At 72.1% G+C, this 12,437-nt stretch carries 10 protein-coding genes and 1 pseudogene; 9 read left to right on the forward strand and 2 right to left on the reverse strand.

Annotated elements, in window-relative coordinates; translation table 11 throughout:
* The first annotated feature begins 66 nt into the window (after positions 1 to 66).
* The 9 genes and pseudogenes from cimA to LGI35_RS31815 all read left to right on the forward strand — a co-directional run.
* Entirely contained in the window at positions 67 to 1,713 is a 1,647-nt protein-coding gene (gene cimA, locus LGI35_RS31775; RefSeq protein ID WP_227297731.1) for a citramalate synthase, read from the forward strand.
* Between the two features lie 59 nt (positions 1,714 to 1,772).
* A complete protein-coding gene (locus LGI35_RS31780; RefSeq protein WP_227297732.1) occupies positions 1,773 to 2,801 on the forward strand; it encodes a ketoacyl-ACP synthase III family protein in 1,029 nt (342 codons plus the stop codon).
* 139 nt (positions 2,802 to 2,940) lie between these two features.
* Positions 2,941 to 3,933, forward strand: a complete 993-nt coding sequence (locus LGI35_RS31785; protein WP_227297733.1) for an aromatase/cyclase — start codon at positions 2,941 to 2,943, stop codon at positions 3,931 to 3,933.
* Entirely contained in the window at positions 3,920 to 4,552 is a 633-nt protein-coding gene (locus tag LGI35_RS31790) for an antibiotic biosynthesis monooxygenase family protein (protein WP_227297734.1), read from the forward strand. The genes LGI35_RS31785 and LGI35_RS31790 overlap by 14 nt, the downstream gene beginning before the upstream one ends.
* Positions 4,553 to 4,670: 118 nt before the next feature.
* The gene (locus tag LGI35_RS31795) at positions 4,671 to 4,850 is read left to right on the forward strand and encodes an acyl-CoA carboxylase subunit epsilon (RefSeq protein ID WP_227297735.1); all 180 of its coding nucleotides are present in this window, start codon (positions 4,671 to 4,673) and stop codon (positions 4,848 to 4,850) included.
* A 128-nt stretch (positions 4,851 to 4,978) separates the two neighbouring features.
* Entirely contained in the window at positions 4,979 to 6,718 is a 1,740-nt protein-coding gene (locus LGI35_RS31800) for a fatty acyl-AMP ligase (RefSeq protein ID WP_227297736.1), read from the forward strand.
* A complete protein-coding gene (locus tag LGI35_RS31805) occupies positions 6,715 to 8,448 on the forward strand; it encodes an acyl-CoA dehydrogenase family protein (RefSeq protein WP_227297737.1) in 1,734 nt (577 codons plus the stop codon). Before LGI35_RS31800 ends, LGI35_RS31805 begins: the two co-directional genes overlap by 4 nt.
* A 39-nt stretch (positions 8,449 to 8,487) precedes the next feature.
* A complete protein-coding gene (locus LGI35_RS31810) occupies positions 8,488 to 9,738 on the forward strand; it encodes an acyltransferase domain-containing protein (protein WP_227297738.1) in 1,251 nt (416 codons plus the stop codon).
* Positions 9,739 to 10,108: 370 nt separating this feature from the next.
* Positions 10,109 to 10,444, forward strand: a pseudogene (locus tag LGI35_RS31815) (4'-phosphopantetheinyl transferase family protein); the annotation flags it as partial.
* Between the two features lie 129 nt (positions 10,445 to 10,573).
* Here LGI35_RS31815 and LGI35_RS31820 read toward each other — a convergent pair.
* Together LGI35_RS31820 and LGI35_RS31825 are read right to left on the reverse strand one after the other, a co-directional pair.
* Positions 10,574 to 11,188, reverse strand: a complete 615-nt coding sequence (locus LGI35_RS31820) for a response regulator transcription factor (protein WP_227297739.1) — start codon at positions 11,186 to 11,188, stop codon at positions 10,574 to 10,576.
* A gap of 21 nt (positions 11,189 to 11,209) precedes the next feature.
* Positions 11,210 to 12,421 (reverse strand): sensor histidine kinase, encoded by a 1,212-nt coding sequence (locus LGI35_RS31825; RefSeq protein ID WP_227297740.1) that lies wholly within the window; start codon positions 12,419 to 12,421, stop codon positions 11,210 to 11,212.
* Positions 12,422 to 12,437 lie beyond the last annotated feature (16 nt).

Below are 12,437 nucleotides of genomic sequence, written 5' to 3' on the forward strand. Positions count from 1 at the left end.
CGTCTGACGGTGGGTTCAGCATCCGGAGGCCGGTACCACCGGCGCATACAGGACAAGGGAGGGGCGATGGCCGAGCAGAGCTTCCAGCTCTACGACACGACCCTGCGCGACGGCGCCCAGCAGGAAGGCATGGTGCTGACGGTCGAGGACAAGCTCGCCGTCGCACGTGAGCTCGACGGACTGGGAGTCGGCTTCATCGAGGGCGGCTGGCCCGGGGCCGTACCGAGGGACACCGAGTTCTTCCGCCGGGCCCGCACCGAACTCGACCTGAAGCACGCCGTCCTCGCCGCGTTCGGAGCCACCCGCAGGCCCGGCGTCCCGGCCCCCGTAGACCCGCAGGTGAGGGCCCTGCTCGCGGCCGAGACCCCCGTGGTGACCCTCGTCGCCAAGAGCCACACGGGCCATGTGCGCGACGCGCTGCGCACCACCCTCGCGGAGAACCTCTCCATGATCGGCGGCACGGTGCGCCACCTGGTGCACGCGGGGCGGCGGGTCTTCGTCGACGCGGAACACTACTTCGACGGCTATCAGCTCAACCGCGAGTACGCCCTCGCCGTCGTCCGCACCGCGGCCGAGGCCGGCGCGGAGACCGTCGTCCTGTGCGACACCAACGGCGGCTCCCTGCCCGACGAGGTCGCGGCCGTCGTCGCCGAGACCCGCGCCCTGACCGGCGTACAGCTCGGCATCCACTGTCACAACGACACCGGCTGCGCCGTCGCCAACACCATGGCGGCTGTCGACGCCGGCGCCGTCCAGGCCCAGGGCACCGCCCACGGCTACGGCGAACGGTGCGGCAACGCGGACCTGTTCACCGTCATCGCGAACCTCGTGCTCAAGCGCGGCCGCGAGGTCGTGCCGCTGGAACGGCTCGCGCGCCTGGCCGACACCGGCCGGGCGGTCGCCGAGCTGACCCAGCTCCCCGGCAGTACCGCCGCGCCCTACATCGGCGAGTCGGCGTTCACGCACAAGGCCGGACTGCACGCCTCGGCCCTGCGCGTGGACCCCGACCTCTACCAGCACACCCGCCCGGCGCTGGTGGGCAACACGATGCGTACGCTCGTCTCCGACATGGGCGGCCGCTCCTCGATCGAGCTGAAGGCCCGCGAGCTGGGCTACGACGTCGAAGCGGGCTCCGACGAAGTGGCCCGCGCCGCCACCCGCGTGAAGGAGCTGGAGAGCGCCGGGTACAGCTTCGAGTCCGCAGACGCCTCCTTCGAGCTGCTGCTGCGCGAAGAGCTGGCGGGGGCCCCGCGGTCCCACCCGTTCGACGTCGAGTCCTGGTCCGTCAGTGTCTTCAGCGTCCCGGGCGTACCCGACGGCGAGGTCCGCACCGATGCCACCGTGCGCCTGTCCGTCCAGGGCCGGTCCATCACCGCGACCGGACACGGCAACGGCCCGGTCAACGCCCTGGACACCGCGCTGCATGCCGCCCTCGACCCCTGCTTCCCGGCCCTGGCCAGGCTCCGGCTCGTCGACTACCGGGTCCGCGTGCTCAGCGGAGAGACCGGCAGCAGTGCCAGCGCCCGCGTCCTCATCTCGTACCAGGACGGCGCCCGCCGCTGGGGCACCGTCGGTGTCGACGCCAACACCACCGCGGCCAGCTGGCACGCGCTGCTCGACGCCGTGCATTACGTCCTGCTCGACGAGCCGCCCGGCCGTGAGCGGCCCACCGCACTCGGCGTCACCGAGCCGCTCGAAACGTTCCGCCTCTGACCCGCCGGACAGGCCCCGGCGAAGCCACCGGCCGAGCCCCGACCCGACTTGGAGAGACAGTGCGTCTGGAAGACGTCTACATACGGGGGACCGCCACACGGCTTCCCGCTCGCCTCCCGATCGCCGACGCGGTCGCCTCCGGGGCCTGCCCGCCGGGGACGGCCGCGGCCACCGGCATGGAGTCGGTGGCGTTCTCGCCCGACGAGTCAGCCGCCGAAATGGCCGCGGCCGCCGCGCGGACCGCTCTGAGCCGGGCCGGCAGCGACGGCGGCGACGTGGACCTGCTGCTGCACGCCGACACCTATCACCAGGGCCAGGACCTCTGGCCGGTCGCCTCGTACATCCAGCGCGAGGCGCTCGGCAACACCTGCCAGGCCATCGAGATACGGCAGATGTCCAACGGAGGGCTCGCCGCGCTCGACCTGGCGGCCGCCTACCTCACCGCGGGCCATGGACACCGTGACGCCCTCCTCACCACCGCCGACCGCTTCTGCGCTCCGGGCATCGACCGCTGGAAGACCGACCCCGGCACGCCCTACGCCGACGGAGCCACCTCGCTGGTGCTCTCCCGGCGCGGCGGCTACGCCCGTCTCGTCTCGCTCGCCCTGCACGCGGACCCCGACCTCGAGCCGCTGCACCGCGGCGACGACCCCTTCACCAAGGCGCCGTTCGGCCACCGCATCCCCGTCGACTTCGAGGCGGCCAAGCGCGCCTTCGTGGGCCGCGCCGGAATGTCGTACGCCATCTCCCGGGCACACAACGGCCAGCAGACGGTGATCAAACAGGCCCTGGCCGACGCCGGATCCGAACTCGCGGAGGCCGACTGGGTGGTACTGCCGCACTTCGGCCGACGGCGCCTGACGTCGATCTACTACAAGCCGTTCGGCATCGACCCCGCGCGCACCACCTGGGACTACAGCCGCACCGTCGGGCATCTCGGCGCGGGTGACCAGTTCGCCGGCCTGGACCATCTGACCGTCTCCGGGCGCGCGGCGCCGGGCGACCGGATCGTCCTGGTCAGCGTCGGCGCCGGATACAGCTGGGGCTGCGCCGTGATCGACATGCTCGAACGCCCCTATTCGGCTTAGGAGTTGTCCCGAGTGGCGCCCAACTGCGCCTACCTCCGCCGGACATCGGCCAACGTTCCACCGGTTCTCCAGTTTTGCTTGAGCACACCATGCCAACCTTGTGATCCGCCCTGCAGCGGACAGTCCGAAGGGAATTGCCGTGGCGCCGACCACCTCCACTTCCGAGACCGCAGCGCTCCACGTCACGGAGCACTCCATCACCGTGGCCGCGTCCCCCGCCGCCGTGTACGCGCTGGTGGCCGATGTCGCCGAGTGGCCGCAGGTGTTCGGCCCCACGGTGCATGTCGAGGTGCTCGAGGAGGCCCCCGCAGAAGGCGGCGAGCAGCTCCTGCGCATCTGGGCCGTCGCCGGCGACAAGGTGCGCACCTGGACCTCGCGCCGCGTGCTCGACCCGGCGGCCCGCACCATCACCTTCCGTCAGGTGGTGACGGCCGACCCCGTCGCCGAGATGGGCGGTGAGTGGCGCGTCCAGGAGCTGGAGGACGGCACCACCCGCGTGACGCTCCTGCACGACTACCGTGCCGTGAACGGCGACCCGGCCGCCGAGGAACTCATCGAGCAGGCGGTCGACCGCAACAGCCGCGCCGAGCTCCTCGCCCTGAAGAACACCGCCGAACTCGGTGACGCGCGCGAGGAACTCCACTTCACCTTCAGCGACTCCGAGACCGTCTTCGGCGCGGCCGGCGACGTCTTCGCCTTCCTGGACCGCGCCGACCTGTGGCCGCGGCGGCTGCCGCACGTGGCCCGCCTCGACCTCACCGAGGACGAGGACGGCATCCAGCACATGGACATGGACACCGCGAGCCCGGACGGCTCGACGCACAACACCACCTCCGTCCGCGTCTGCTTCGAGGACCGCAAGGTCATCGTCTACAAGCAGCTCAGGGTGCCCGTCGCGATGAGCGGCCACACCGGACGCTGGGTGATCGAATCGCTGGGTGACGGCAGCGTCCGCGCCACGTCGTGGCACACCGTGACCCTGGACCCGGGCGGCGTACGCACCGCGCTGGGCCCGCAGGCCACGCTCGCCGAGGCCCGCGCCCTGGTGCGCAAGGCGCTCGGGACCAACAGCTCCACCACCTTGCGCCATGCCAAGCAGTTCGCGGAGGAACAAGCACGTGCACAGTCGTAGTCAGGACACACCGCTCACGGTGGTCAACCGGTTCGAGGTCAAGAGCGACACCGCCTGGTTCGAGCGCGAGTTCCGGGATCACTCCCAGTACCTGCGCCGACGCGAGGGCTTCGACTTCCTGGTGACCGTCCAGCTGGTCGAACGGCCCAACGTGTACATCCACCTCGGGCACTGGCGGACCATGCGGGGCTTCCTCGACACGGTCCATGACGACACCTTCCAGGCCCACGTCAAGAAACTCGGCCCGCTCGTCAACACCGAGGTGGACCAGGCCGTGAGCGTCAGGCGGGTACTCAAGGAGAACGCCGTCGTGGGAGCCGAGAACGTCATCCTGACCCGGGCCAGAACCCTCGGCGCCACGTCGTCCTCGTTCGAGCGGCTCTTCGCCGAGACCAGTGAGCACTTCGGCCGGCTCGGCGGCTTCGGCGGCAGTGACCTGCTGCGCTCGACGCTCCGACCCGACACCTATACGGGTGTCCAGTGGTGGCGGGACACCGCGGACTGCGAGCGGGCCCTGGCCGACCCGGGCCACCGTGCGCAGGCCGAACAACTGCGCCGGGTGGCCGACATCGAGGTGGAGCGGACCCGGCACGTGGCGTACGAGCGCGTCGTCGCCTGACGCGCCCGACGTTCCACCCGCACCGGAGCCGAGGACCAGATGGCCCTCGGCTCCGGTGCGTCCGGGGCACGAGCCCGCTTCTAGCGCGTGCGCGCACAGTGTCCTCATGGTGAACCAGATGCGTATCACTGTGGTCCGCGGCCTGCCCGACGAGGCCGAGCTGGCGGCCGTGACCGCTGTGCTGCTCGCCCTCGTGCGGCGCGCGGGTGAGCCCGACGACGAGACCAAGGCCGCCTACGCGGGCTGGACCGTCAAGGGCGGCGGACACGCGCCCCGCGCCATCGGGGACACGCCGTGAACGCGAGTTCGCCGTACATCCACCGGCGAGGCGCAGACCCCATCCAGGGGCACACCGCCGCCTCGCCGACAGCAGAGCCTGCCGTCGGCCGTCCCCGGGGACGGTGCCACGGCACGGGAGGGGGAGGCGTGAGCGGTCACCAGACCTTTACGGAGCACATCCAGGCCCAGGCGGCCGAGACGCCGGACCAGGAGGCGTTGATCCTCCTCACCGAGCACGAGGGCACCTTGCGGCCCGAAACGATCACGTACGGCCAACTGGACAGCCAGGCACGCCACTTGGCGGCCGTGCTCGGCCGGCACGTCGGCCCGGGGGACCGGGTGCTCCTCGCGCACCGCTCCCGCGCGCTGTTCGTCACCAGCTTCCTCGCCTGCCTGTACTCGGGAGCGATCGCTGTCCCCGTCGCCCCGACCGGCGGGCACGGCCACCATGACGAGCGCTTCGCCGGCATCCTCAAGGAAGCCGCCGTGGCATGCGTGCTCACGTCCACCACGGAAGCGGCCGACGTCTCCCAGCTGCTCGCCCGCACCGGACACGGCGACGTCGTCTGTCTGCCGGCCGACGGCCCCGCCGCGCTCACCGACGCCGGACCGTGGGAGCCCTTCACGCCCGGCCCCGACACGGTCGCCTACCTCCAGTACACCTCCGGCTCGACCCGCGACCCGCGCGGCGTGATCGTCACCCACCGCAGCCTGCTCGCCAACCAGCGGGCCATCCAGCAGGCACTCGGCACCCGCCCCGGCACGCGGCTCGGCGGCTGGCTTCCGCTGCACCACGACATGGGCCTCGTCGGCCAGTTGCTGCACGCGCTGTGGCTCGGCGGCACCGCCGTCCTGCTCACCCCGACCGCGTTCGTCAAGCGTCCGGCGAACTGGCTGGAGACCGTCTCGCGGTACGGCCTGACCGTCAGCGCCGCCCCCGACTTCGCGTACGAGATGTGCGTGCGCCGCGTCAACGACACGCAGCTCGCGGGACTCGACCTGTCCGGCTGGGAGACCGCGGTCAACGGCGGCGAGCCCATAGACGCCGCGACGCTGGACGCGTTCGCCGAACGGTTCGCCCCCGCGGGGCTCCGCCCCGGCGCCCTGGCGCCCTGCTACGGCCTGGCCGAGGCGACCCTCATCGTCTCGGGCACGCGAACGGCCCCGGCCGGGCGCGCCGTTGACGCCGCCGCCCTGGAGAAGGGCCGTCTGACCGACCCCGTGGGCCCGGGCCGCACCGTGACGCACTGCGGCCCGCCCGCCTCCGTCGACGTACGCATCGTCGACCCGGACACGTGCGCCGAGGTACCGGACGGTCGGATCGGGGAGATCTGGGTCCGCGGCGAGAGCGTCGGACCCGGCTACTGGGCCCGCCCCGCCGAGACCGCCGCGGCCTTCGACTGCCGGATCAGCGGCGGCGGCAGCGGCTACCTGCGCACCGGCGACCTCGGCGCCCTCCAGGACGGCCTGCTCCATGTCACCGGCCGGCTCAAGGACATGATCGTCATCGCCGGACGCAACCTCTACCCGCAGGACCTGGAGCGCACGGCGCAGCAGGTCAGCGGCCTCTTCGGCGCGTCCACCGCCTTCGCGCTGCCCGGCGTCAGGGAGCGCATCGTCATCATTCAGGAACTGCGCTCCGGCAGCCGCTACGACATCGATCTCGCCGGGCTCGCGGCCGCCGTCCAGCAGAGGATCAGCGAGCAGTACGAGGTACGGACCGCCGGTGTCGTGCTCGTCAGGCCGGGCACGGTCCGCCGGACCACGAGCGGCAAGGTGGAGCGGGCGGCCATGCGACGGCTCTTCCTGCGCGGCGAGCTCACCCCGCTGCACCAGCGGATGGAACCCGGGGTCGAACAGCTGATGGCGACCGGGAGCCGGCGATGACGACGGCGGAGGACCGGATCGATGCCCTGGAGCATGCGTTCGGCTCCCTCGACGATCCCGGCAACCCGCTCGGCGCCGCTGCCCTGCTCGCCGCCGACGCGGCAGGCACGGTGCTGCCGGAGGCCGAGAAGGTCCTCGACGACTTCGGCCTCAACGCCGAGTTCGTGCCCGCCGACGTAGGGGGCAGGCTGGAGCGGATGGACCTGCTCGGCCGGCTCCTGCGCCCGGTCTTCCGCCGGGACGCCTCCCTCGGCTTCGGCTACGGACTCAACTGCTTCTTCGCCGCCACCCCGGTGTGGACCGCGGGCGACGACGCGCAGCGCCGCCTCGCCGCCCGGCTGCTCCTGAGCGGCCGGCGCCTCGCCGTGGCCCGCCACGAGGTCGCCCACGGGAACGACTTCGTCCGCGACGAGTTCACCGCCAGGACGGTCCCGGACGGTCTCGTCGTCGACGGCAGCAAGTCCGCCGTCGCCAACGCCTCACGCGCCACCGGCCTGGTCGTCTTCGCCCGCACGGAGGGAGCCGCGCGCGGGCGCAGCCACACCGTCCTGCTGCTCGACCGTGACGAGCTGCCGGCCGGTGCCGTGGAGAACCTGGCCCGCCGCACGACGACCGGCATGCGCAGCGCGGAGTTCGGCGGACTGCGGATCACCGACTGCCTCGTCCCGCGCAGCGCCGTACTCGGGGAGGTCGGCGACGGCTACGAGCTGTCGCTGCGCTCCTCCCTGCTCATCCGGGGCCTCATCCCGTCCATCGTGCTCGCGGGCGCCGACACCGCCCTGCGCACCGTGGCCCGGTTCGCGGGCCGCAGCCGGGCGGACGGCCGTTCGTCGCTGGACGTGCGCCATGTGCGGGACGTGCTCACCGGCGGCTTCCTCGATCTGCTGATCATCGACTGCCTCGCCCTGGTCGCGACCCGGGCCCTGCATCTGCTGCCCCGGCAGATGAGCGCCTACGCGGCGGCCGCCGCCTACCTCGCCCCGAAGCTCGTGGCCGAGAGCATGGACGAGATGTCGTCGGTGCTCGGGGAGGAGACGTTCGCCCAGGACGGCGCGTACGCGATGTTCCAGAAGCAGCGGCGCGACCTGCCGGTCACCTCGCTGGGGCACGCGGGCAGCGCGGGGCGGCAGGTCAGCATCCTGCCCCAACTGCCGTACTTCGCACGGCACGCCTGGTTCGCCGACCCCGAGCCGCCGCCGGACCTGTTCCGGCCGGACCGGGAGCTGCCGCCGCTGGACCTGTCCCAGCCCGTGCTGCTCGGTGACGGCGACCCGCTCGCCGCGACCCTCGTCGCCTGCACCGACCTCCTCGAAGCCGCGCAACCGCCGGACGAGACCGGCTTGGGCGGGCCGGCCCTGCGCTTCCTGGCCCGCGTCCTCACCGGTGAACTCGCCGAGCTGAAGAAGGCGTTCGAGAATGTCGCGGAGGGCGACCGCGAGGCCCTGTCCAGCCCGCAGAGCTTCGGCCTCGCCGACCGGTACACCCTGGTCCTCGCGGCGGCGGCCTGCCTCGGCGTGTGGCGCGAACAACGCTCCGCGCCCGCCGGCCGGGCGGATGCCTTCCTCGCCGCCCCCGCCTGGGTCACCGCCGTCCTCTACCGGCTGGTCGCACGGCTCGGGCTGCCGCTGCCCGACCGGCCCGTCGCATCGCAACGGCTGGTGCTCGAAGAGGTCGTCGCACGGCTGCACGACCACCGCAGCTACGACCTCTACGCCTCGCCGCTCGCCTGACCTCGCCCCCACCCCCCCCGCCCGACAGGGAGCACACCCATGCAGGAGCAATTCCGCGGCGCCGAGGAAGACTTCGCTGTCGCCCACCGCGAATGGCTGACCGAGAGGGTCGCCCACTACCTCGGCCACCCGGTGGAGGACACCGTGCCGCTGACCGAGGAAGGCCTCGACTCGGTGGCGGCCCTCAGCCTCTACGGAGACATCGAGGAGGAGTTCGGCTCGCTGATCGAACCCGAGGACATCTGGACGTTCCCCACCGTGCGTCAGCTCGCGAACGTGCTGGCGATGCGGGACGCAGGCCGGGGCGCCGGCCAGGTCAGGGCCGCGTTCGTCTTCACGGGCCAGGGCTCCCAGCATCCCGGGATGACCTCCGGCCTCTATCTGAACTCCACCGGGTACCGCACCTACCTGGACGAGGCCGACGCGGCGATCCGCCCGTGGACCAAGGAGTCCATGGTCAAGCTGATCCTGTCCGGTGACCCCCGCGTCCACCGCACGGCGCTCACCCAGCCCGCCCTGTTCGCCGTCGAATACGCCCTGGCCCGGACACTGGAGGAGGCCGGGGTGCGCCCGGCGGCCGTCCTGGGCCACGGAGTGGGGGAGTTCGCCGCCGCGACGATCGCGGGCGCGCTGACGCTGGCCGACGCCGCGAAGCTGGTGTCCATGCGCGGCGCCTTCATGCAGTACCTGCCGCCGGGCGGCGGCATGATGGCCGTCTGCATCACCCCGTACGAGGCCGCCGAACTGGTCAGTGCCGAACCGGCCGTGGGCATCAGCGCCATCAACGCGGCCAAGGCGATCGTGCTCTCCGGCGACCGCACCGCGCTGAACCGCATCGAGGCCCGCCTCGCCGAACGCGGCATCCGCTGCCGCCACCTCGCTGTCTCGCACGCCTTCCACTCGCCGCTGATGGCGCCGGTGGTCCCCAAGTTCGAGGCCGTGATGCGCAAGATGCCCGGCGGCACCGCCCAGGTGCCGTTCTACTCGACGGTGTACGGCCGCCTCACCACCGAGCCGCTCTACGCCCCGTACTGGGCCGAACAGATCACCGCCCCGGTCCGGTTCGCCGACGCCGCGCGGAGCCTGCTCGCCCAGCAGGCGCCCACCCACGTCGTGGAGATCGGCCCGCAGGCCGTCCTCACGCCGTATCTGCGGCGGATGGGCGGCGGCCTGCGCGGGCCCGCCTGCATCCCGGTGTGCCAGGGGCCGGCGAGCGACGCCGTCGACCTGGCCGGTGTGATCTCCGCCCTCGACGCCGGACCGCTGGCCGCGGCCCTGCCCGGAGCCTGAGGTGGGCGAACGGGTGGGACGCCCGTTGCCCGCGCCAGGACCCGGCGCACCCTGGGACGACATCCACGGTGAACTGCGGCGCACCGGCAGCGTCGTGCTCTACGCGGCGATGCCCGACTGGCTGCCGGCCGACGGGACGGAAGGGGAGCTGCGCCGCCTCCTCGGCCGCGACTGGCGGCGCTACGAGAGCCTGGCCCAGCCCCGCACCCGGGACCGGTTCGTTGCCTCCAGGCTGCTGCTGCGCTATTCGGCGGCCGCAGTTCTGCGCACCGCCCCCGACCTGGTCGACCTGGCCTACCAGCCGGGCGGGCGCCCGTACGTCCGGGGCTGCGACCAGATCGATGTGAGCCTGAGCCACACCGACGAGATGATGGTCGTCGGGATCACCCGGCGGGGCCGGATCGGCGTGGACGTGGAACGGGCGGACCGCCGGCTCGCCCACACCGGCTCGGAACGCCAGGCGTGCACGCCCTATGAGAAGGCGCGCCTGGACGCGGGTGGCGACGAGGTGCGCAACGACACCATGGTGCAGCTGTGGACGCTCAAAGAGGCCTACAGCAAGGCGGTGGGACAGGGACTGCGGTTCCGCTTCACCGAGTTCGGCTTCGCGCTGGACGACGGGGAGCCCCGGCTGACCAGACCGGACGGCTCCCGGGTACCCGGCGGCGAGTGGCAGTTCGGCACGTACCCCGCCGGGGCGGGGTACGTGCTGAGCGTCGCCGTGTGTGACGCGGGCTTCGGTGAGCTCGCCGACCTGTCGGTCGGGACGACGCTGGACGACGGCATGTTCGACGCGTTGCTCGGCGCGCCCGGTCAGGCCCGCGGCCTGGCTCCGTCAGGGCAGCCAGCCGGCCTCCTCGGCGATGCGGATGGCGTCGATGCGGTTGCGCGCGCCCAGCTTGCCGACGATGGCCGTGAGGTAGTTGCGGACCGTGCCCTTGGAGAGATAGAGGCAGCCGGCGATCTCGGCGGCCTCGGCGCCGCGGGCGGCTAGGCGCAGGACCTCCAGCTCGCGCGGCGACAGCGGATTCTCCGGCGAGTCCCAGGCGGACAGCGCGAGCTGGGGGTCCACGACCCGGCGCCCCGTCGCCACCGACCGCACGGCGAGGGCGAGTTGGCTCGGTGGCGAGTCCTTGAGGAGGAAGCCGGAGACCTGGGCGGACAGGGCGCGTCGCAGGGTGCCCGGACGTCCGAGCGAGGTGAGGATCAGCGTGCGGCAGCTGGGCAGCCGTTCATGGAGCTCGGCCGCCGCGGTCAGCCCGTCGATGCCGGGCAGATCGATGTCGATCACGGCGACATCGGGCTTGGACTCGAGTGCGGCCGCGACGATCGTGTCGCCCCGGTCGACGGTGGACACCACGTGCAGATCCGGCTCCAGTTGGAGCAGCGCCACGAGTGCGCCCTGGATCATATGAACATCCTCGGCGAGGAGGATCCTGACGGACAACATCTTTACCCCCGGTGAGATGTGTCAGGCTACGGCGGTTCTCTCCGGGCGCGTCGGCTCGAACACCAGCAGCTCGTTCTCGTCATGACCTGTGGGTCTGAGCGGTGCCCAGACCTCGAGATGGAATCGGCCGTCCTCCCGCAGCCCCGCGGAGAGCCCCCCGCCGATGGCGGCGAACCGGCACCGCAGATTGTCCAGACCGGTGCCGCCCGAGCGGGCCGAGACGAGGTCGCTCGGAGTATGCGGATTGTCGTTCGTCAGACCGAGCCGGACCGTTTCTTCCTCCACCTCCGCCTTGATGGTGCACACGCGCACCTGACTGTGCCGGAGGATGTTGGTGACCCCTTCCCGCAGTGCCGTGGCGAGCACGGTGTCGACCACCGGATGCAGCCGCCCGCACTCCACCTCGACCTCCGCGCGGATGTCGGCGGCGGAGAGCACCGTCCCCGTCGACTCCGCCTCCTCGATCAGAGACATGTTGCGGTACCCGCTGGACACCAGCCGTACGTCGGCCAGGGCCTGCCGTGCCACCTGGAGAACCGAGAGGGTCTCCTGACGGGCCTTGTCCGGGCGGGTGTTGATCAGCCGCTGGATCAGCTCCCCCTTGAGCGCGATCGCGGACAGGCTGTAACCGAGCAGGTCGTGCAGATCCCGGGCGAACCTCAGGCGTTCCTGCGCGACGGCCATCCGGGCCAGTTCCTCACGGTTCTCGTGCACCTCACTGACCAGGTCGGTGAGCCGGGTCAGGCCGTAGATGACGAGGCCGGTGAGGGTGCTGGCGATGGTGAAGTAGAGGACCAGGTCGACCGAGGCCCCCGCCAGCACGTTGTAGACCGGGATGAAGGCGATCAGCACCCCGTAGCTCGGCCAGGCGAACCGGGCCGGCAGGGTCAGCAGCAGCGAGGCGGCCAACGGGCCCTGCATGCTGCCCCAGCTGACGCTGAACCAGGCGAGAGGCGCGAAGGTGAGCACCGCCTGGAGAAGCAGGACGAGCGCCTTCTGCCGGGTGGGCCACCGGCGGGCCTGCGGCGAGGAGACCGCCAACTGCGTGCCGAACAGCGCCAGTACGAGAACGACGCACAGGACGAGCTCTCCCATTGCCGGCCGTGTCCGCACCACGTTCAGTACGGTCATCGTGGCGTAGCAGGCCAGGGCTGCGACGATGATCGCGTGCGCCGGCCGCGGGGCCGGCGCCTGGGACCGTGGTGAAAACGGAGCGACGTCCCTCGTCGGCATTGCCGCCTCCTTGCGA

The sequence above is a fragment of the Streptomyces longhuiensis genome (assembly GCF_020616555.1).
Classification (GTDB): Bacteria; Actinomycetota; Actinomycetes; order Streptomycetales; family Streptomycetaceae; genus Streptomyces; species Streptomyces longhuiensis.